The organism is Runella sp., from assembly GCF_965279615.1.
GTDB lineage: Bacteria > Bacteroidota > Bacteroidia > Cytophagales > Spirosomataceae > Runella.
This window is the reverse complement of record NZ_OZ257252.1, coordinates 6,200,957-6,223,159: the sequence shown is the minus strand read 5'-3', so window position 1 is coordinate 6,223,159 and position 22,203 is coordinate 6,200,957. Positions and strand designations below refer to the sequence as shown.

General features: G+C 42.4%; 15 protein-coding genes. 10 read left to right on the top strand and 5 right to left on the bottom strand.

Annotated elements, in window-relative coordinates:
- Positions 1–225 precede the first annotated feature (225 nt).
- From ACQY73_RS26035 to ACQY73_RS25990, 10 genes are all read left to right on the top strand, one after another.
- Entirely contained in the window at positions 226–1,899 is a 1,674-nt protein-coding gene (locus ACQY73_RS26035) for a 7TM diverse intracellular signaling domain-containing protein (RefSeq protein ID WP_428656735.1), read from the top strand.
- Between the two features lie 26 nt (positions 1,900–1,925).
- A complete protein-coding gene (locus tag ACQY73_RS26030) occupies positions 1,926–2,057 on the top strand; it encodes a hypothetical protein (protein ID WP_428656733.1) in 132 nt (43 codons plus the stop codon).
- Between the two features lie 12 nt (positions 2,058–2,069).
- The gene (locus tag ACQY73_RS26025) at positions 2,070–2,465 is read left to right on the top strand and encodes a hypothetical protein (RefSeq protein WP_428656731.1); all 396 of its coding nucleotides are present in this window, start codon (positions 2,070–2,072) and stop codon (positions 2,463–2,465) included.
- Between the two features lie 107 nt (positions 2,466–2,572).
- A complete protein-coding gene (locus tag ACQY73_RS26020; protein ID WP_428656729.1) occupies positions 2,573–3,208 on the top strand; it encodes a response regulator in 636 nt (211 codons plus the stop codon).
- Positions 3,195–6,098 (top strand): triple tyrosine motif-containing protein, encoded by a 2,904-nt coding sequence (locus tag ACQY73_RS26015; protein ID WP_428656727.1) that lies wholly within the window; start codon positions 3,195–3,197, stop codon positions 6,096–6,098. The genes ACQY73_RS26020 and ACQY73_RS26015 overlap by 14 nt, the downstream gene beginning before the upstream one ends.
- Positions 6,099–6,443: 345 nt before the next feature.
- Positions 6,444–6,812, top strand: coding sequence for a LytR/AlgR family response regulator transcription factor (locus ACQY73_RS26010; RefSeq protein WP_428656725.1), 369 nt, complete (start codon positions 6,444–6,446; stop codon positions 6,810–6,812).
- Between the two features lie 44 nt (positions 6,813–6,856).
- A complete protein-coding gene (locus ACQY73_RS26005; RefSeq protein ID WP_428656722.1) occupies positions 6,857–7,669 on the top strand; it encodes a hypothetical protein in 813 nt (270 codons plus the stop codon).
- Between the two features lie 12 nt (positions 7,670–7,681).
- The gene (locus ACQY73_RS26000; RefSeq protein ID WP_428656719.1) at positions 7,682–11,497 is read left to right on the top strand and encodes a 3-coathanger stack domain-containing protein; all 3,816 of its coding nucleotides are present in this window, start codon (positions 7,682–7,684) and stop codon (positions 11,495–11,497) included.
- Between the two features lie 28 nt (positions 11,498–11,525).
- The gene (locus ACQY73_RS25995) at positions 11,526–16,052 is read left to right on the top strand and encodes a LamG-like jellyroll fold domain-containing protein (protein ID WP_428656717.1); all 4,527 of its coding nucleotides are present in this window, start codon (positions 11,526–11,528) and stop codon (positions 16,050–16,052) included.
- Positions 16,053–16,104: 52 nt separating this feature from the next.
- Positions 16,105–16,482, top strand: a complete 378-nt coding sequence (locus ACQY73_RS25990) for a hypothetical protein (RefSeq protein ID WP_428656716.1) — start codon at positions 16,105–16,107, stop codon at positions 16,480–16,482.
- A gap of 84 nt (positions 16,483–16,566) precedes the next feature.
- On the opposite strand, the gene ACQY73_RS25985 is transcribed toward ACQY73_RS25990, so the two are convergent.
- The 5 genes from ACQY73_RS25985 to ACQY73_RS25965 all read right to left on the bottom strand — a co-directional run bounded on the left by ACQY73_RS25985 (position 16,567) and on the right by ACQY73_RS25965 (position 22,181).
- The gene (locus ACQY73_RS25985; RefSeq protein WP_428656714.1) at positions 16,567–16,695 is read right to left on the bottom strand and encodes a hypothetical protein; all 129 of its coding nucleotides are present in this window, start codon (positions 16,693–16,695) and stop codon (positions 16,567–16,569) included.
- A gap of 126 nt (positions 16,696–16,821) precedes the next feature.
- Complete coding sequence (locus ACQY73_RS25980; protein WP_428656712.1) at positions 16,822–18,567, bottom strand: DUF885 family protein; 1,746 nt, start codon at positions 18,565–18,567, stop codon at positions 16,822–16,824.
- 189 nt (positions 18,568–18,756) lie between these two features.
- Positions 18,757–19,827 (bottom strand): M42 family metallopeptidase, encoded by a 1,071-nt coding sequence (locus ACQY73_RS25975; protein WP_428656709.1) that lies wholly within the window; start codon positions 19,825–19,827, stop codon positions 18,757–18,759.
- 2 nt (positions 19,828–19,829) lie between these two features.
- Positions 19,830–21,320: a hypothetical protein gene (locus tag ACQY73_RS25970; protein ID WP_428656707.1), complete on the bottom strand. Its 1,491-nt coding sequence runs from the start codon at positions 21,318–21,320 to the stop codon at positions 19,830–19,832.
- An 81-nt stretch (positions 21,321–21,401) separates the two neighbouring features.
- Positions 21,402–22,181: a class I SAM-dependent DNA methyltransferase gene (locus ACQY73_RS25965; protein ID WP_428656704.1), complete on the bottom strand. Its 780-nt coding sequence runs from the start codon at positions 22,179–22,181 to the stop codon at positions 21,402–21,404.
- Positions 22,182–22,203 lie beyond the last annotated feature (22 nt).

Below are 22,203 nucleotides of genomic sequence, written 5' to 3'. Positions count from 1 at the left end.
TTTCATAAAGCTGCAAGGACCGCTTGATAATTTCCGGCAGTTGCTTTAGTGATACATTGGGATATATCTCTATATTTCGATGGATATTCCCTCTACCTAACTTTGTAAATTCATGTTACCTCGTACTGTCATCTTTACACTCCTATTCTGCAAAGCAGCTTTTCAGAGTTAATGGACTTTCCCGTTGCACTTACTTACCCTGTTTATCGTACTAATTGAGTGAAAATGCTGCACAAAACTCTCCTTTTCTCTCTGCTATTTTTAGGATGCACTTCCTATGATTTTGCGCAACATAAAGTTAGTTACAAAAAAAGTGACGGTTTGCCGGATATTACCCCTTATGTAGCGTATAGAGCAGACAGTTCAGAAAAATTAACTTTTGAGCAGGTACGAAAAATGCCCTACTCGGCTTTTATACCTAACGGTAAAGTGGGTATAAATCTAGGGAATACTAACATTCCCTATTGGTTTCGGGTAGATTTTGCAGATTCGGTGGCAGTTGAGGATTTATATATTTCTATACTGCAAGGCGAGATACAAATGGTGGATGCTTATTCTGTTAACCAACAAGGTAAAGTAAAAAACTGGAAAACAGGTGTCATGCGGCCATTTAGCAGTCATTTTTTTCGATCTAACCTAATGGTTTTTGACTTAGGAAAAAATCCTGAAACGTTTTATTTAAGAGTAAAATCCAATGATATTTTTCTTCCACTGGCTTTAAGCAGTATTCAGCCATACGTTAATTATTCTTACCGTTTCAGCTTTTTAATGGGGGGATTGATCGGGCTCATACTAGCTTTGGCAGCCTATAATTTTCTTTTATTTTTCTCTCTTCTTGATCGTACATTTTTATACTATTCTCTACACGCTCTCTGTGTTTCTTATATTGTATTACGTGAGCAAGGCTTCAATCACATGCTTTTTTGGCAAGATAATCCTGCCGCGAATTCCAATGTAAATACATCTTCGTTCATTACTATCTTTTTTGCCATACTCTTCATTACTAAGTTTTTAAACACCCGTGCGTTGGCCCCGAAAGTGCATTGGTTACTCGTCCTATTATGTATAGCAGGAGGATTGATGTTGCCATTGGAATGGTTAAGTGGTAACAACCGAGTATTGGTTGATAGGGTTTCTCAGTTATTGATTATCCTGATTAATTTTTCTTTTCTTTTTACAGGATTCTATATTGCATGGCTCGGCTACCAACCTGCCAAATACTTTATTTTAGCTTGGTTTAGTTGGTCATTAGGTATTATTATAGGCCTATTAGGCGTCATTGGTATACTGCCATTACAAAGTTTTTTGGTTCAACATTTTTGGGAGATAGGCGCAGCTCTTGAAATTATCTTAATGGCTTTTGCCGTTTCCTACCGCTTCAATCTCTTTCGCAAAGAAGCGCGTGAGGCGCAAACGTTGGTCTTGCAACGCTCCGAAGAAAATGAAAAGCTGTTGGCAGAACATAACCGTATTTTGGAGGAAAAGTTGCAAATGGAGCAGAAACAAGCAATTCCCGCTTCGACTCACGCGATTGATGTTCTTTTGGAAAAATTACAGACAGAACGCGGAAAAAACAAAAAATTGGCCGTTTCAACCTTAGAAGGCGTATTGCTGCTCCCGATTCCCGACATTATTCGTCTGGAAGGGTTGGGAAGTTATTGCACTATATACCTCACGCAAAACAAAAAGATCATAGCCTCCAAGCCGTTGGTCGAATTTGAACCCATGTTGGACAAAGCTGATTTTTTGCGTGTCCATAAATCACACATCATTAACATCAATTTTGTGGAGCGTTATGTAAGAGGCGAAGGCGGTATGGTCGTCATGGCCGACGGCGCAGAAGTGAGCGTATCGCGGGCGATGAAAAGCGAATTATTAAGTCACTTAAACATTTCATAATCGGGTAATTTGTCAACTAAATTCGTATGTCTAAAAAACTCTTTCCCGCTTTTCAGCAACTCAACCTTGCTATTCAGCAATTGCCGATTTTTTGCAGAAGAAGTTTAGGCAGTTTTAGCTTCCGAACGACGCAATGGTGCGTCGCCGAAACCCTTTAACTAACGACGATCATGAATCCTAAAATGCTCTTTACCTTCAATGCAGTTGTCTGCTTTTTATTCAGTGTGCCTTTGATGTTAGTCCCTCAGATGATCATGGAGATTTACCTTGTTGATAAAACCAATGTCGATCCCGCCGCATTTGTACTGTCGCGCGGTTATGGCTCGCTTATGTTCGGATTGGCCATAGCGCTCTGGACAGCCAAAGATGCGGGTCCTTCGGTAGCTCGTCGCAGTATATTGTACATGATTGCCGTGGCCAATGCCCTGCTGACCGTTGTGCATATTTATTCCTATTCGATCGGGGCAGAAAACAGTATGGCATTAACAATTGTAGCATTGGGAGTTGTACTGGGTGGATGGGCAGGAATGTTATTGGCAAAAGAAAGCGGCTTAAAACTGGCTTAGCAAAAATCAAGTCGTTTACCTTTTTGATCATCGTCCCTACCATTATTGGGGGGGGGCAATTTCAGGAAGTCCAACCTTAGTTTTGCCTACCTAATTTCCAATCATTCATGTCTATGCTCCTCATTGCCGACGACCACCGACTCTTTGCCGACGGGCTCCGTTTTATCATTGATTATGCTACTGAGTATCAGCTGGCAGGAGTTGTTCATACGGGCAAAGAAGTAGTTCCTTTTTTAAAAAATCGCAAAGTAGATGTACTGTTATTGGACGTGGATCTGCCTGATAAATCGGGAAGTGAAGTAGCCAAAGAAGTGCGTATAGAATGCCCTTGGGTAAAAATATTAGCCATATCAATGCTCAATGATTACGATTCAGTACAGATGATGCTCGGGGCGGGAGCGACGGGCTATTGTCTCAAAAGTGCGGGGAAAGATGAATTATTTGCAGCACTCGCGGCAGTAAGTCAAGGGGAAGTTTATGTAAGTCCTTCTTTATTTCCTGTGATGATGAATGGGCAAACGGAACAAAAAACTCACTTCAAAAATCCACTCCATGAATTAACTAACCGTGAAATTGAGGTAGTAAGGGCGTTTGCAAGCGGCAAAAGCGTCAATGAAATTGCAGAATCGTTGTTTTTGAGTAAACATACCGTAGAAAGTCACCGTAAAAATATTTATGCCAAACTTGATCTGCACAGTATCAGCGAATTGATGGTATTTGTTCGTAAAAATGGCTTACTTTAGTTACATGAATGGATGTTTTTTCTTCAGGTTATGGGTGGCACTGTGGTTGATGCAAATACCTGCATTGGCCCAAAAAAAGTATTTTGTGAGCTTGATTGATACCGAGACAGAGCTGGCACAGTCTACGGTATATGCTATGTTCAAAGACTCCAAAGGTTTTGTGTGGTTTGGTACAGCCCAAAGCTTAAGCCGTTTTGATGGGAGCAAGGTCAAAAATTACCCTACTCTAACTACGATACCTCACAATAAACAGGTCAATGCGATTGTAGAAAATTTCAATGCCGATTTATGGGTTAGTATCGGAGATTATTTGGTGAGGTTTGACCGTAAAAAAGAAAAATTTGTACCCCTAAAAATCCCAACACCAACGGGGCCGGATTTTATGAAGGGCTGGCCCATAGCTATGGTTGGCACAAAGGTTTGGTGCATTTCCCCGCTCACCCAAGAGGTATTTTGTTACGATTATACAAGCCGAAAAAAAACCGTTTTTTTGACCAAAATTCCTTTCTTGACGAACAACAACAACTACTTCAACGGTAGCTTTTACGACCATAAGTCAAGTCTATGGCTGCACCTTACCGAAGGCGTTTTGAAGTTTGATATAAACACTTTCCGGTCAACGTATTTTTTCAGTAAGCATGCACGCAACCAATTGGGAGAGCCTACTTCTTTTTTTTCGGTATCCCTTCAAAAAGACAGCGTTATTTTAGCCGGTACCGGCCGAACTGTGGCTATGCACATTGACTCAGGCGAGTATCAGGTTATTAATCCATTGCGTGTTTTTGTTGAGCAATACAATTCTATCGTTACATTGCCCAGGGCTCACTTTGATTTTAGGAGAGAGTATGGCGATGGCCCGGTTTGGATCAGACGCTCTTTTGGGGTTTTTAAACTCAATCCGCTGTTGCCTAAATTTGAGAAAACAACCCAAGCTACCCACGAGGCATTCACCCCGGAAACCTCAGTACGCTCTATGTTTTCTTTGAACGACAGTATAGTGAGGATAGGCATGAGAAACCGCAACTATTTGTACAACAGACGCAGTAAAAATTTTCAACAAATCTCCCAAAATCACCCCTTGATAAATGCAGTAGGCCAAATGTTAGCTGCCAAAGAAGGCTACTGGATAGCCTCTCCCCAAAAAGGACTTGCACTGTACAATCCACAGAAAAATAGACTACAGTATTTTCCCAATCCCGATACTCTCAAGCCCGAAAACCGATTTGCAAATCTACTTTTTAAGGTAATGGAAATAAGCCCCGACGCGTTGTTGATTTCGAGCGAAGCGGGCTTGTTTATTTTCTATAAAAAAACGCACAAATACTTCAGAATTCCTTACTTTGGCAAGGCATTGGGGCGTTATCCACTCCAAGACAGGGCAGGAAGGCTGTATATTTCAAACGAAAATCTTCACATTGGGCGGCTGCGCGATACAGTTTGGATACCCGAAAAAACGCTACCTATCTCTCATAGATTCAGAAACGGTTTTGAAGACACGCTGAATCAGGTGATTTGGGGAGCTACTACGAATGGGCTCAAAATGATTGATCCCAAAGACTGGTCATTGCGCGTTTGGGAAGTTAAAGACGGCATGAATAATCCCTATATCTATGATGTTTTGGTGGACAAACAGGGAATGGTCTGGTTTAGTACCAATCGAGGCTTGTCGAGGCTTGACCTGAAAACCAAAAAGATTGATAATTTTAAGCTATCGGATGGGCTTCAAAGCTACGAATTCAACTCCAATACGGCTCATGTAGCATCCGATGGCGAATTTTTTTTTGGCGGGGTACGCGGATTCAATCATTTTTACCCTGAAAATGTTCAGTTCAATACTCATTTGGCGTTACCTATTTTAACCGATTTCAAAGTTAGAGAAAAACCCTTTCAACTTCCTGTGTCTATCGGTGAGGCATCTAAAATTCAATTGAATGCTGCCGAAAGTACCTTTTCGATTGATTACAGTGCTATAGATTATTTCTCCAACGGCCAAAACACCTACCAATACCGACTCAAAGAGCTTGACAGCACATGGATTCAGGCCAAACAGCAAACCACCGCGCGATTTGTGCAGGTACCGGCGGGGAATTATACGTTTGAAGTAAAAGCCGCCAACAGCGATGGTCTTTGGAATCCCGTGCCTACCGGTTTACTGATTGAAATTGAGCCACAGCTATGGGAGACATTATGGTTCAGAGTCGCCATGCTCTTACTTTTACTGTTAGGCATTTATGGTTTTTACCGGTATCGATTGTATGTGATAGAGCAGCGACAACGAAGCGAGATGACCGTCATGGTCAAAACCCAAGAGGCAGAACGAATGCGCTTTGCCCAAGATCTCCACGACGGCCTTGGGGCCAATCTCTCGGCTATCAAATTGATCTTAGGACTGATAGATCACCCCGAATCGCGCCCCTTCAAAGAAAAAACCGAAGCCATGCTCGACGAATCTCTCGACGACCTCCGCCGTTTGATCCATGCCATGAGTCCCCGGAATCTGGAGCGGCTGGGATTGGTAAAAGCCCTCCGGGAAATGACCATCATCATTAATCAAACCGGTAAAATGGACATAAAATTTACCGCCGACGATTTTCCGGAATCCATACCTTCTGAACTGCAAATCAACCTGTTTCGCATTGCCCAAGAGCTTTTTCAAAACGCCATCAAACATGCGCAGGCTAAGCACGTTACGCTTACATTGCGCCGATTGCCCCACAGCTTACAACTCCACTACACCGACAATGGACGGGGCTTTGACACCACAAAAGTCGCCACCGTTGGTAATGGTCTATCCAATCTCCAAACTCGTTCGCAGTTAATCAATGCCACCTTTGACCTCCAGTCAGCCCCTAATAAAGGAACAAGTGTGCGGGTAGAAGTACCGTTTTAAGAATTGATTGCTCATTCATTGTGCCCGGCTCCTCCTCCAAAGAGCCGGCTATACGTATTTCTACGTACTCAAAATACCCTAATCAGGGGATGCGCGACATGCCTGTGGTTTCGACCTTTGTAAGATGAGACCCAAGCAAAATTCATGGAAATGGCACTTAGTGATTTTGCTATCGACGATAGCAGTAATGATGGCGGTAGTCGGGCTGTTGTTCGGCTAGAATTTATCCGATTATAACAGCACAAAAGACTTAAACCAAGCCATGAAGCTACCCGAATTGGGGGGCAGGCCGCGATGAAATAAATGGAAGTTTTGTATCGGAAATCATTATAACAATGCCCTGCAATGAACATACTGCCCTTTACCCTCACTCCCATTCATACTGTGGTTCTCCCGGAGCACGGTTCCGAGACAAACACCCTCACACTGCTGCGAGGCAGTGTACATGTAAAGTACGACGATATTGTGCGTCTGGAAGGTGATCGCAATTATACGCGCTTCATATTGGCCGACGGCCGTAAAATTCTTACATCTCGAAACATTAGTTTCTATGAGTCGCTCCTACCCGAGTATTTTGTGCGAGTACATAAGCGGCACCTTCTTAACCGACGCTACATGATCGAAAAACGCAAAGGATACGTGCGGATGAGCGATGGGGTGGAAGTGGAGGTAGCGCGCAGAAAAAGAGGGGTTGTAAATATCCATGATTTATAAGTTTGAAAAAATATAAAGGAAGACCATTTTAAATGAATAAAACTATGAAATTACCCATTTTTTTACCATTTCTCTTTGTTTTTGTTGGAGTAGTAGTTGGACATACTGCTCACGGACAAAGCTTATTTCAACTACCAAAAGTCTCTGCCACACCATCCGGTTGCTTGTCAAATGAAAAAGGCTACATGGTTTATAATACCACCGACAATAAGATATACTATTGTAACGGCACCAACTATCAAGCTTTGAGTGGAATTTCTACCAACTTCTTTTCATTGGATGGTTACTCTATTGTTTCTCAGGGAAAGATAAAATTGAGTGGCTTGAAGCCAAATGAAGGAGCTGTCAAAGACAAAATTTTAACGGCAGTTGATGACTTTGGAAATATAGAATGGAAGACTGCATCTGCCGGTAGTGGTGGAGGAAGTGCAGGGTTTTCTGCAATAGGAACATCTCCCGGAGGGTCAAATGGGCAGAATTTTACCGGTAACACTTACACAAAATTAACAATTTTTAATATTGAGGAATTTGATGATGCGGCTCAATTTAGTGGGAATACTTTCACCGCAGCTACTGCAGGAGTTTATCACTTTGATATAAAACTTTCTCTATTTCCAGTAACGATACCTGTTCCGGAAGCAACTATTGCTACTATCCAAATTCGTAAGAATACAAGTACTAATATACGTGTTTCAACTCAAGCTATTGTTTTGGGCGGTGTGGACTTTAATTCATCATTTAACATTAAGTTAGCTGAGAACGATACTATTGAAATTTATGCCGGTACAACAGCAGGTTATACCATGAAGATAAATGGGGGGTTAAATCTGAGTTTTGGGGGATATAAAGTTTATTAAAATAATCTTGTAATGAAAAATATAAAGGTACATACCCTTCGAAGACATATTAAAGTCTTAACTTTTTCTATAAGCTGCATTATTTGCAAATTATCCTATGCTCAAACTCCTGCAATCCAACTTGATACCGCAACTGTCAAAGAAGGAACGTATAGGGCTATTGAAATTCGTCCAAGCGGTAGTTTCAACAGTAGTAATAAATTTTATATATCCGTTGTCACAAAAATTACATGGAGTGCTTCGTCGAATCCCAATGACCCAAAATATATCAATGAATTTACCAATGAATCACCCATAGAGAAATGTAAGCACAAATACGTCTTTTGTTATGAAGCCCCAATTTTAGGGATTTACCCTATATCAGGAGATAATAGAACGATTTGGAATGTTGAAAGAGTGTATTCTGTTTTTTCGACATCGCCATATATAAAAACAAACTTCACACCCACTATTGCTACAAATGGCAGTAATAATTTAGTATGCACACCCTGTGAGCGAGATACGCTGCAAATAGTAAATCTTTCGGAGACAATCAATAAGTCAGCTTACCAAGTGCCAAGGGAAGCTACGGTACATCATTATTTTTTGGTAAGAGATAAAAATAACGATCCCGTTGAAGGGGCTGTCTTGAAGTATCAAATTAGTGGAAGCCCGGAAATCATATCTTCTCCCCCAACCAAAGAGTCCGGTTTAGCCGATTTGACAGTGAAAGTTGGCGGCGAAAATGTAGAGAGCATTTCAGATGACATAATTTCGGCAGGTACACAAAAAGAAATCAGTTTTGTTGATGTGGCGATTGCCAATAAAAGTTATGAATTACTTTCAAATGCTTTTGAAAACCCTTTTTCAATTTCAGTCATTGATAAAGCCGAGCCAACCGAAAAAGAATTTGGAATAGGATTTGAAATTGGCGTGGGAGCTGAGCTAGTCGAAGGAACAAAGTTTAGAGTTGTCCCTATTAATTTTGAAGCCGGAGTGGCAAGCATTGGCATAGGAGGCACTTACTCACCGTCTTTAACATTTGTTCCAGACAACTCGAACCCTAATATATGGCAGACCAAAATCGCCTCACCACTTGGAGTCAAACTTAATGGCTCGATTGGCCCTAAATTTGAAGGAGAGGTGGGTGTTTTTGGGGTAGAAGGCGGAGCATCCATTGAATCAGAAGCGAGTCTATCGTCTGTCGAAGAATATACCTATAATTTAGATGTGACAAATACAAATCACAAATTCTTTTTGGGTGCGCAGCTTTTTTCCTTGGGTGTTAAATTGGCCCCTGGCGGCTTTTTGCTGTCCAATTTTTTATACCGCCTTGCCGGTTTTTCAGGATTAGCTAAATCAGAAAAATACGGCTTTAACGTTGGCACACAATCAAGCTTTAATGCCGGAGTGTCGTTTAGTATTTCAAAGGAAATTTCAAAAAATGGAGAGGGAGCAAATTTTGGTATCGGTTTGGGTGCTGAGTTCAAGGCAGGTCTTTCGTCCAACGTTGAGTTTGCCTTAGAACAAACTCAATCGGAAGGGGTGAATTTCTCAACGACAATTTCTGCCGGAACCGGTGTAAACGCGGGAATAGCGATAGGTCTTAGTGCAGAAGAGTTAGAGGATAATCTTGAGGAGAACCTTGCTCTACCTTTTTCTTTGGCGTCTTACGAAAGTCAAAATAGTTTTGCCACTGTCTTGAACAGGCATTTAGAATCGTTCGGTGGTAATTTACTTGATGCATCTGTAGCATTCTCTAATGAGACAAACAAAGATATAGCCGGAAAGTCATATAAATTGAACTATGTGAACAAACTTACTTACAGTAAAAAAGCCATAGATAGAATTGGACTGCTATCAAACAATTTTGTATCTAAATTTTTTGAAGATGGTAATACTTTGAAAGCTCCTTTTACTCTCGTAAGCAGCGCTCTTAGTGGGTCCGGAAGTGCGTTTAAACAAATCAAACAATATCAGTCACAAGCCTTTGGAAAACCAAAAGGAACATTAAATACGGCAGACTTTTCAACTAGTAATACCAAAGAAGTTACTAACATTAATGACTATTCGATTGGTTTTGGATTAACAGCTTTTTTAGGAGTGGAATTTGAACTAGGCTATAAAGAATGGAATAAATATACCCTTCCCTTTAAAGAATATAAGTACGCAAAAGATGTTGACAGACTCTTACCTGTCATAGACTACCCTGACATTGAGTCTAACGTCCAACTGCCTACCTCGACCCCATTGGCTACCTTCATTTCTAATCTAAAGACGAGCATTGACAACACAGATATCAGTGCCCTTAATGCTGCCAAGAGTTTTGTTACAGAGGGGTCAAGTTTCTTGTCGAGCGTAGCACTCACTTTCTCCAATAGTCAAAATGGAACAACTTTAAGATTGGGATTGGATGCAAAGCCTTTTGTGAGTAGTGTTAAAAACGCACGTACAAACACCACCCCCAGCACTTTTACCTTCAACATCCCTGCGAGCAATGCGGCTTTCAATACAGGCAATGAAGTGCTTTTTAAATACTACTATCCTGAAAATCAACTGAGTGCAGCTACGCTAAGTGATACATTCAAACTTGTAACAGATGTATTCTTTTTAAATGCTCGCAACGGCAACACCAACCTGACAACCGCTCCAAATGGCAACTTTACCGTCAATACAACCTTCAATACTCATGAACTTGAACTGGCAGGTCTACCTCTCACCCTTACGCCTAAAGTTCTTTTTCAACCCATTGGCAGCAATACTTGGGAGATAATCGGCGATGTTAACCAAACCATCAACTTCAACCGTTTGGGTATCTTCGCCATAGGTGTATCGCTTCAGAAAGATTTTGATCCTCCTACTATTACCGTCACCCCACCTGCTTCTTTTGTTGATGGGCAAAATTTTCAATTTACTTTGACTGACAACCTATCGGGAATAGATTGGAGCAAAACCTATTTTATTTGCAACGGTACAATAGTACCCTACCAAAGAGTAGGCACAAGTAATTCGGTCAATATCCCCATTGCCAGCCTTCACGTAAGTGGCTCGCCACTTCCCGAGACGTTTTCCATTCAAATCCGTACGATTGATTTGGCATACAATAAAAAATCATTTTTCAATACCTATCCTTGTTCTAAAAACATCAAATTTATCAGCATTTTGGGTGGTGGTTCAACCCTCAACAAACACCAAGCCCTCGAAACCATTGAAGTAAGCGGCTCGGCGGTTATTCCACCATCAATTGAACTCAAAGCGGGCAAAGCTGTTTTACTAAGCCCCGGTTTTAATTCAGAAAATTCAGGCGGTTATTTCAAAGCAGAAATCGGCGGATGTAATACTTCCGGTGTCCCGGCTCAACCTGCCAATTTTATGGTCAGTTCAGCTGCCGTATGCAAAGGACAAGTAGGGGTGGTTTATACAACTCCTAATGTAAGTGGTGTAACCTACAACTGGTCCTACACCGGTACGGGTGCTACGATCAACGGTGCCGGCAATAGCATTACGATTAATTTTGCTGCTAATGCCACTGCCGGGACACTTTCCGTAACCGCCACCAATGGCGCCGGCACAAGCCCTTCGCTCACCCTCGCTATCAATGTCAATACGCCCCCCACTCCCCCTACCGCCTCAGGTGTAACAATAACTTCCGGCTCGACAGCAAACCTCACGGCTACGGGATGTACGACGTATAAATGGTACAGTCAGCCTGCTTTGGGAACGGCGATTCATACCGGACAAAACTTTACCACTCCCGCCTTAACTACCACTACTCCTTACTACTTGGCCTGCAACAATGGCACTTCCTGCGAATCGTCCCGTGTACCGGTAGTGGTAACAGTCCAATAAGTCATTTTCATCCTTTATACGAATATCAATGAAAAAGCATCTATTCATTTGCTTCTGCCTGTTATTGTTTCAAACGGGATTTGCCCAACAATTCCCCACCTTCGATTGGGCAAGAGTGGCCAGCGAAGGCTATCCTACCATTCCTTCAGTTGGTACTAATTATAGTTCTGACATACGCCTCATTAAACGTGATGCCGCAGGCAATTTGTATGTAAGCGGGCAAATCAACAAAGCCATGAAGTTTGCCAATACCGATATATATTCCCAAGATTATTTTGGTAACAACTTTGGATATTACCTCATGAAATTGAACCCAACCGGCGAGACCATCACTTGGGTAAAAACGTTGATGTATGCTGATATTACAAATTTTGAATTGGATGCTGATGGCTTCATCTATGTTGAATCAATGGGAAGTGGCGGAGGTACGCTTAAATATGGAGATGCTACTGCAGCAGGAGGAACAACCTATCCTAATGTGAATGGAGATGCTCTTTTGTTTAAAATCAATGCAGGCAACGGTAATTTGGTTTGGATAAAAAAACCAAATTCATCAGGGGTTGGTGGTGCAAACTATCCATTCATTCAAACAGACAATACAGCCATTTATGCCACTGATGTATTGGGACCCAATGCTAACAACAGCACCACCAACAGAGGGTATAGAGTCTTTAAAGCAACAAAAGCAGGAATTGATGCTGACCCAAGTTTATATATCAACAACAAAGTTTGGGTATTGGATAAAGATTGGTTTGCGGCCAATGTTGACCCTTTGTTTGAAAACCATATTTTTGATATGAAATTGACCCATAACAAACAAAGCCTTTGGGTGTACTTAAAAACGGGCGATGTTTGGATCGATGATTTTTCCAATCAACAATTCGATACAACAGAAATGATTGTGATTCGTTTGGATAATCTCAATGCTGCCATCCCAACGGTTGGTTTTATGAGGAGGTTTCCATCCCTTCATTGCCCGGATAAAGGACAGTTAGAAATTGATAGCCAAGGGAATGTGCTATTAACAGGTTTCTTCGGAGTAAGTCCTACCTACAATTCTCCAATAGTCAATGGAAACGGCACCGTAACTTTTGCCGGTACAACGTATGAATTTCCGATGAATAGTCAGAAACAATTCATCGCTAAATTTTCACCAACCGGTGCCGAAACTTGGATTAAATTTTATGATATTCAAATCCCCTATCAGTTTCGTAGCCTTACGCTTGATGCCAATGATAATATGTATGTGGCTAACGGCAGTTATCCAACTATGCAAACGATTGGTTCTTTCACAAGTATCAATGACCCTTGGTGGGTAATGAAACTAAAACCCAATGGCGACCAAGTGTACATGTGGTCGAATGAAGAAGGAGGCTCAAACAACAGTGACCCTGTTTTGTGTGGAAATGGAGATGGAGTTTTAATCGGAACAAACGGCGGCGGAGGTAAATATGGCACAAAAGAAATTGTCAGGTATAGCAGTTTTGTATTGTCAAATCTCAAACATTCAGGCACTACAAAGCCATTTGAAGAACTGAAGAGATTAAAAAATATCAATACCGGTCAAGATGTATTAAGTTATTACAGTTCACACCCTACCAAATTTACTGAATTAGGAGGCAACCTTGTTTTCTTTGCCTGGGGTGGTGCTGCACTTGGAAGTGATTGCTATTTATGGAAAACAGACGGTACTGAAAACGGAACCACCTCGCTGACTGCAATGTATAAGGGAGACCCAACTCCTACTCAACCGTATAGTGGTGAAACCTTAAAGACTCCAACTCACTTGTATTTTGAAGGTCAAAGTAGAAACTCAACTACCAATAATTTTCAACAAGATATATGGAAATCTGACGGTACAGTGGCAGGTACGGTTAAAATCAAATCTTTTGATATGGGAACCACCACGATGCCATCGGGAAACGCTAACGGACTCACTCCCTATGACATTCGGGATATAAAATTCAGCAATGACTTGGTGTTCTTTACGATGGCCGATGCAACAAATTCAAAAATAGATTTATGGAAAACCGATGGAACCGAGGCAGGTACAGTTCGACTTTATGAAGGATGTCAATCACAAATATCATCTTTCAATAATTATATTTATTATTTTATCAAAGGAATACCCGACCCCAATTTCGGCAGTGTTCAATACACACTCAGACGACACAATGGAACATCCGGCGGTTTTGTTAAAAACTTAGCTTCAACGGCAGCAGCAAATATTCCAAGATTTTTTGGAGTTGTCAATAATCAATTATTGTTCGTTGCAGATGGTACTATCGTACTCAATGGCAATAATGTAAATTCAGGCATGGAGCTTTGGAAAACTGATGGAACAGGGGCAGGAACAGTTATTGTAAAAGACATAAATCCGGAAGTATCAAATAATTTTCCTCCCGGCCCTTTTTCTTCCGGAAAAAGCTCAATTACTTATGCAAATCAGGATAATAGTTTAAATGGTATAATTAAAGAACCGGCCTTATATAATCGAAGCATCATTCACAATAACATTCTGTATTTTGGAGCAGATGATGGCATAAATGGTCGCGAATTATGGAAATCTGATGGCACAGAGGCAGGAACAGTTTTGATAAAAGACTTAATACCAGGAACATATACTGATATATGGGGACAGACATACCCAAGCGGTTCTGACCCTTATAGCTTCTTTGTATTTCAAAATAACCTTGTATTTACCAGTTGGGCTCCCGGCTCAGAAAATATAGCATTGTATAAATCAGACGGAACAAATGCAGGAACTTCTATATTGAAAAATTATGTCAGACATGGTATTTCATACAATTATAGTGTACCGGTTAGTTACGCTGTTTTGAACAATAATCTATATTTTTCCGGAAAAGAACAGCCCAATTCCTTGATACATCCTACTTATAATGAACCATTTACCGGGAATTTTAATGAACTTTGGGTAAGTGATGGAACACCGGATGGTACAAAACAATTAAAGAATCTTGTCAAAGGATGGCAAGCATTTAATCCAATGAATCTTTATTCATGGAGTGGGAGCCTATATTTTTCAATGTATGGAGCTATCGCACCAAACATTTTTGTTACCCCAACCGAATCAGAGCCTTGGAAATTCACCCCAGCCCCTTGCACAAATCCTGCCCCGGCAGGTCCATTAGCCACCGCACCCACTATTTTGGCAAGCTATCCGGCTACCATTAAAGCCAATGGCTGCCTTGGCATTGTAAAATGGTATGCCGCAGCATCGGGAGGTTCCCCCATTTTTACGGGAGATAATTATACAACGCCACTGCTCAATACAACTACCACTTATTACCTTACCTGCACGTTCAATAATTGCGAAAGCCAGCGCAGCCCGGCTACCGTAACTGTCAATCAGCCCAACTGTACTACACTCCCTTCACCACCTACCTGCAACGGCGGCAGCGTAGTAAACGGTAACAGTATCACCCTCACGGCATTGGGCTGTACTGAGCAAACCCGTTGGTATAATCAACCCACCGGCGGATCACTTTTAGGACAGAACAACACATTCACCACGCCCAATCTCACTACCCCCACCACTTATTATCCCGTGTGTTTTGTGCAGGGCTGCGAAAGCGCCCGAACGTTGGCGGTGGGTATTACGATCACCCCATCAAGCGGCCAAGCCCTTGATTTTGATGGAGTGGATGATGTAGTTACAGTTCCTGAAAATGTGGGTTTTAATGCTCAAAACTTCACCATGGAAGCATGGGCGCGATTTGATGCGAATAACAGAAGTCAACAAATTATGGATAATAGTCAGAGGTTTATGGGCTTTTATTATTCCCAATCCGGGAGTTCTATAAATATAGGTTTCATAGATAATACGGGTAATGAACGGAAGGCCGGATTTAGTTTTACACCAACAGTAGGTACATGGTACCATTTTGCAGGAAGCTTTAACAATTCTACCAAAGAAATGTACTTTTATATCAATGGTGAATTACAAGATATTCAGATTATAAATTACACTCCTAATCAATCAACTTTGGGAGTAAAGTTAGGCATCAATTATGGAACAAATGACTCATACTTAGATGGCAGAATGGAGGAAGTAAGATTTTGGAATGTAGCAAGAACAGAAACCCAAATCGGAGCAAGCTACAATACCGAATTGAGTGGCAATGAGAGCGGCTTGGTTTTCTACTATAAATTTGATGGAGAAGCCACTTGCGACGTACAGGATTGTTCGCCAAACCAGTTGCATGGTACGCGTAACGGCACCACAGGAACAAACAATAAACCGCAATTTGTCAATACAAGCGTCGCACTGACCGATGTGGCCTGCGGCGTTTCGAGTGCCTGTACACTGCTCAACCCCTGCCCCACTTCTCTGCCTATTGCCTCCCCCAACTATACTACCGAGACCCTAATCCGCCAAGCCAATGCTGTAAACGGTGGTATTTCAGCCACCAACCAAATCACCAATACCGCCAAAATCACCTACGAAGCTCGTTCGGTTACGCTCCATGCAGGTTTTGCAGCACAGCCCGCCAACACAGGGTATTTTAAAGCTCAAGCAGGCGGCTGCAATTAGTAATTCAAAGAATTGCCTATTCCATTTTTCAAACCTAAACCTTTCTAAAAAAATGAAGACCAACACATTTATCCTCATTGTATCCGCTTACAGCCTGTTATTGGGCTTACCGGCCGTTTTTGCACCCGGTATGGCCTTAGAATATTTTGGCGGCACAGTCGGTAACATGAATGAACATTCTTCCATCAATTTTATCGGTGGCTACCAATTGGCGATGGGTTATCTGGGTTTTATCACTTATCGCTCTACCAACAGCGCGGTACGTCGGGGATGGTTATTAGCCATCGCCTTTTTAACCATTTTTGCCATTGGTGTCTATGTTTTCAATATCAATGTCAGAAACATGCCTCCCACCAAAACCCTCTATTTTGATATGGCTATTTGGGCTGCTATGGCTTTGGGGGCTTTATATTTTAGAAGTAAAGAGTAAAAGCCGGCAAGGTGTTTTTTATTCAAAATCACCAAAAAATAATACGCAAATCTCCAAACAGCTTTTCAAAAACACGCTCAAACTTTAAACAACCAAAGCAATGAAAGCTTTTATAACCCTGTCGCAAGTCTTCTCTTTGCGCAGGGCCATTTTACCGAAGCGATGTTCAATGACATGAACAGAGGTGAGCCAATGGGTTAATTCTTCTGCCATAATGTAAACATAAAACCGCAAAAGGATTAAGCTCCTTTTGCGGTTTTATGTTTATCAATTTTACATCTTTCGGTTAAAACATTTTTTCACACAAACCGGGCAGACGCAAGGCCTGCTCCTACGAATTTATTTCACCACCGGCGGCGTGTAAAATTTCCAGGTGGATTTATAATCGCGACTCAATTTTTTGTTGGTCATCACGGCTCTGACCATATCCACAGGCAATGAATTTTGCTGCATCACTGCATCGTGAAACTGCTTGTAGGTCATTTTTTTGGTATCCACTAATTCTTTCTTCAAAGCATAGAATTGGAAGGCTCCCGTCATGTAGGCCAACTGATATAGAGGCTCGTAGCCACCCACAAACGACCGACGCACTTCTCCCTCGGCATTGGCGCGCTCGTGGCCTACGCGGTCGACGAGGAAGTCAATACACTGCTGTGGCGTCCATTTACCTAAGTGATAATTGAGTGAGAAAATAATACGGGCACAACGGTGCATCCGCCAGAACAGCATCCCCACTTTGTCTTCGGGCGACTGTGGAAAGTTCATGTCCCACAAGATCATTTCCCAGTACAACGCCCATCCTTCGGTCCAGAAAGGCGTGCGAAAACGACGGTAAGTTTTGTATCGATTGTTCATGAAACCCTGTAAATGATGCCCGGCAATAAGTTCATGGTGTACCGTAGCGCGCGAGAAATGCGGATTGTTGCCGCGCATACTCATCAGTTTATCTTCGTGCGACATCGCCGCCGTTGGGTACGAGATCAAGATCGTTTCGCCACCCAAAAAGAACGGGCTGAATTTCTGCCGCTCGGCCGACATCATGGCCATACGCCAGGTTTCTTCGGCAATGGGCGGAATCGTGATCAAATCTTTTTGTTTCAAAAACGACACCGACTCGTTGTAAAGTCGCAAAATCATTTCAGGCTGTTTACCTACAGGCACCATGGAATTTTTTACTTTTTCCTGTGCCTTTTTCCAATCATCGCCAAAGCCCATTTCGCGCGAGGCTTTCAGCAGTTCGCGGTCGCACCACGCAAATTCTTTGTTGGCAATGTCGATGAGTTCTTCGGGAGTGTATGAAATGAATTCAAACTCCAACTGACGGATCAATTCGTCTCTACCCACCGCTACGCCGTTGATGCCGCTGCCATCGTCTTTGAACGGCACCGTTGCTTTGGCTTTTTTATTGAAGAGATTGGCGTAAGAAGTCAGAAGCGTATCTACTTTTTTGTAAGGCTCAGGTACCCACCATGTGAAGTTTGGATCGTAAGCGTTATAGAATTCAAAAACACTTTTAAGCGCCGATTTTAATCCGGTGGCCGTTCCGGCGGCACGCTCGGCCAACGCGGGGTCGATCTTATCCATTTTGGCCGCTGCCTTACGCGCCTCGGTTATTTCCTGTGCCAGTGCGTTAAATTCAATGGCAATCTGCTCTCCATTGACGGCAGTACCGCGTCTGCGTGATTTTTCAAGAGCGTATATCTTGTCGGCAAACGGAAACCATGCTTGAGTTTGAGCCACTTCCGTTGCTTCTTTGCCTAATTCACGAATGTCCACCTGTAGGTTGCGTTGAAACAACACATAATCTACCTGACTATCGACAGGCAATTTGTCAAAATCCATTTTTTGGAGTTGTCCGAGGTAATCATTTGTGAGTTTTTCCAAGCGTTGGCGGCGCTCGGGAGAGTTTTCAATCACGTAAAAACGCGTAAGACTTCCCCGGTCAGCCGCATAATTGGCCATCAAATGATGTACTTCACTCGTTTGTTGGTACAGAGAATTAATGGGAGCAGGTTGGGCGTACACAACAGACAAACCTGAGAAGGTAAGCAATGCGCTCGCCAAAAAGTGTTTAGGAGAAAACATGTAACAATAAATAGTTAGTTTAATGATGAAAGGGCTTAATCAGTGCAATTCAGATCGTTTTACCAAAGATGCTGAATGGTAACAAAAATAACCAAATGTGTTGATTTATTACACGACAGAAACGTCTTTAAACAAAAAAGCGAAGGGTAACCAGTACACCTTCGCCTTTTTATACCATGCTTATGTTCGTTATTTCAAATACCGAAAATCTTCGTCACCTTTCAATTGCACCAATACTTCGTACATGAGATCAATGACACTCTGCACATCATCTTTATGAACAGTCTCGACGGTGGTGTGCATGTATTTGAGCGGCAAAGAGATCAGTGCCGAAGCAACACCTTCCGTAGCGTACGCAAAGGCATCGGTGTCAGTGCCCGTTGAACGACTGACCGCTTGGCGCTGAAATGGAATTTTTTTCTCTTCCGCTACGCCGATCATCATTTCCAACACATTGTTTTGCACGGCCGGGCCGTAGCACAATACGGGACCGCTTCCGCATTTCATATCGCCCTGTTCTTTTTTCTTGTACATCGGTGATTGCGTGTCGTGCGTTACGTCGGTACAGATCGCCAAGTCAGGTTTGAGGCGACGCACGATCATCTCCGCGCCGCGTAAGCCGATCTCTTCCTGAACTGAATTGACAATGTAAAGCGTAAACGGAAGATTGATGGCGTTTTCATCCAACCGACGCGCCACTTCGGCGATCATAAAACCACCGATGCGGTTGTCCAACGCGCGCCCTACGTAAAAGCGGTTGTTCAATTCAAACAATCCGTCTGAAAACGTAGCCACCGTTCCGACGTGAATGCCCATGTCGTGCACTTCCTGTTTGTTGGCCGCGCCTACGTCGATGGTCAGATCAGAAACTTTGGGAGCGGTATCTTTGGCCAATTCCCGTACGTGAATGGCAGGCCAACCGAATACGCCTTTCACAACTCCTTTTTTGGTATGCAAATTGACCCGCATCGAAGGCGCAATGACAGCATCCGAGCCGCCGTTGCGAATCACATAAATATACCCATCGTCGGAGATGTAGTTGACAAACCAGGAAATCTCGTCGGAATGAGCTTCAATAACAACTTTGTAAGGTTTTCCTTCATTGATCACGCCCACGGCGGTGCCGTAAGTATCCACGAAATAATCGTCAATGTAGGGTTTTAAATAGTCCAACCAAATCTGCTGACCCGACGATTCAAAACCCGTTGGCGAAGCATTGTTGAGGTAGGTATACAAAAATTCGGTGCTTTTTTCGTTCATTTTTACTTTCGTTTATAGATCCTTGCGCCTTTCGGCGAACTGTCCTTTACTTGAGCGATCAATTGATAATGTTGTCGCACAAAATTAGCAATCGGTGGGAAATACTCATGCTGATGTTCGGTTTTTCCTTCGGTGTTCATAAAACTCCCGTTCAGATCCACAAAAATGGCGGGTTTATTTTGAGTCATGTCCTGTAAGAATTCTTTGACGCGTACATCATGAAGCACACTTGGCCAATAGATTCCGATGGTATACGTTGCCCGATAGCCCATCGGTAAACCCGTATAAACATAAAAACGGTCGGCATAGCCCCAGATCACCAAGCGGTCGTCGGGTGTCGTATTGGCTTTGATGATTTTTACTACCTGTTTATCAAACCCATCGTGCCAAAGTTGCGCAATAGGTTTTCGTTCAATGAGATTAAAAACCCCCTGTCCCAATCCGCTCACCAACAAAATTCCAAAAACCCAATCTTTCAATCCTACGCCGATATTTTCCGAAGATCTGCTTAAAAGTACGCCGATAAGAAATGTAAGCGGTACCGGTAGAAAAAGGGTGTAGTGTGTGAAAGGATTGCCGGATTGTAAAATAGCGTAAAATGTAACGAGCAAATAACAAACCGCGAACAACAAAAGCCGATTCGTTCGGTTTACATTTATCTTTTTAACGATACCTGAAAAACTAACCAAAACGGCTAAACATAGGCCAATAAATACATACCGAATCGCATTGCTTTGCCACATCAAACTGCCCGCCCGCCAAGGGCTGAACCGCTGCCAAAGCGGCAATTTTGAAAACTCATCCGAATAGCCGTAATAGAAATAATACCAAAAGTAATTGTTCCAGAACGTGGGCAATTCTCCGCGCCAAGCAAAATAAGCATTAATGAGTATTGTTGGAATAAAACCCCCAAGGACCAACCCTACTAAGCTTTTCCATGCTTTTTGAAGAATGAGTTCATACGCAATAAAAGCGGCGATGACCAAGCCCATAGGTACATTTTGGAACTTAGCATATACCAATAAGCCCAATCCTGCGCCTAGACATAACCAAAATACAAGCGGCAATGGGCTAATTGACAAATCATCGCTACGCCGATGAAACGCAAAAACATACGCACTGACTCCTACCATCAGCATCAGCACACTCACAGCTTCCGAATTATACGCAATATGGTCATGATAGCCGGTTGTCCCCAACCAAGCCGGTAGAGGAAATAAGACAATCAATGCATTGAAAGCAGAAAGCGAAAGCCAACGAAGTGTTTTGTATAAAATAAGAATGGATAGTAACCAACAAACAATCCCTACCCCTTCAGCGACCGGGTAGCTTACTTCAAATCCTAAACATCGGGCGATCAATAAGGGCAAAACGGTCAGTGGGCGACCATCGGTGTAGTTCAGCCAAGTCCAAACAGGATCAGTAGATTTATCAATCGAAATAATACTTGCCAACCAGGTACTTGTATCAACGTTGGGCTCACGATCGATCATGTTGCTCCACCTAAGTAAAAAGATACTTATGAAGAGAATCGCTAACAGCCCGGTAACCGTTTTAGGTTTATACATTTATCGTTATTTCTTCCCCTGACCAAGCGATTTCATTACTGTAAAAAGGGAACTGCCAAAAGGTGCCTTGCGAAAAACAATCTCTTCCGTTTTAACCAACCAATAAAGGGGTAAGTTGATAAAAAAAGGCGGCACCGCTACATCCGAAGCCTGTTTGGAAAGATCAATCCACCCTCGGCGTAATTGAAAACGCTGCCAAGCCCTGACCGCCATAATGAGCGGCGAAAGAAAAAAGCTCCAGTAGGTAGCATAGATAATGGATAAGCCGGCATTCTTGCTCAGTCGTTCCATATCTTTTTCAACAAAGCGTTTTTGTCCTCCCACTACCAAGTCATGTATTCCCGAAAAAGCCTCGTGGGAGTTATTGTTTGTTATAAAGATACCTTCCGGTTTAAGCTTGGCATGAATCCCCTTTAATATATCCACGATTTCGGCATCGCTGAAATACGTAAAGACGTCATCACAAATAATAACATCAAACTGCTTCTCAGGTTTATATTCTAAAATCTTTTTTAGGTCGAGATGGGTTACTTCCAATCCTCTTGATCTTGAAAAAGCTACGCCATCTTCCGAAAAATCAAATCCTTCGATCTTAGTAAATCCATTATCTCGCAGATACATCAGCATTCCTCCGGTGCCGCAACCTGCATCCAGAATAGAAATATCGGTACGATTTGGGAAATGTTTTTGAATGTGCGCTGTCACTTTTTGGTGTAAAACCCTGTACCACCACAAATGCCGTTCAGCGTTGAACATCCGTTCGTATTCATCATATTTACCGATCATGGATTTATAAATCGTAGGGTTA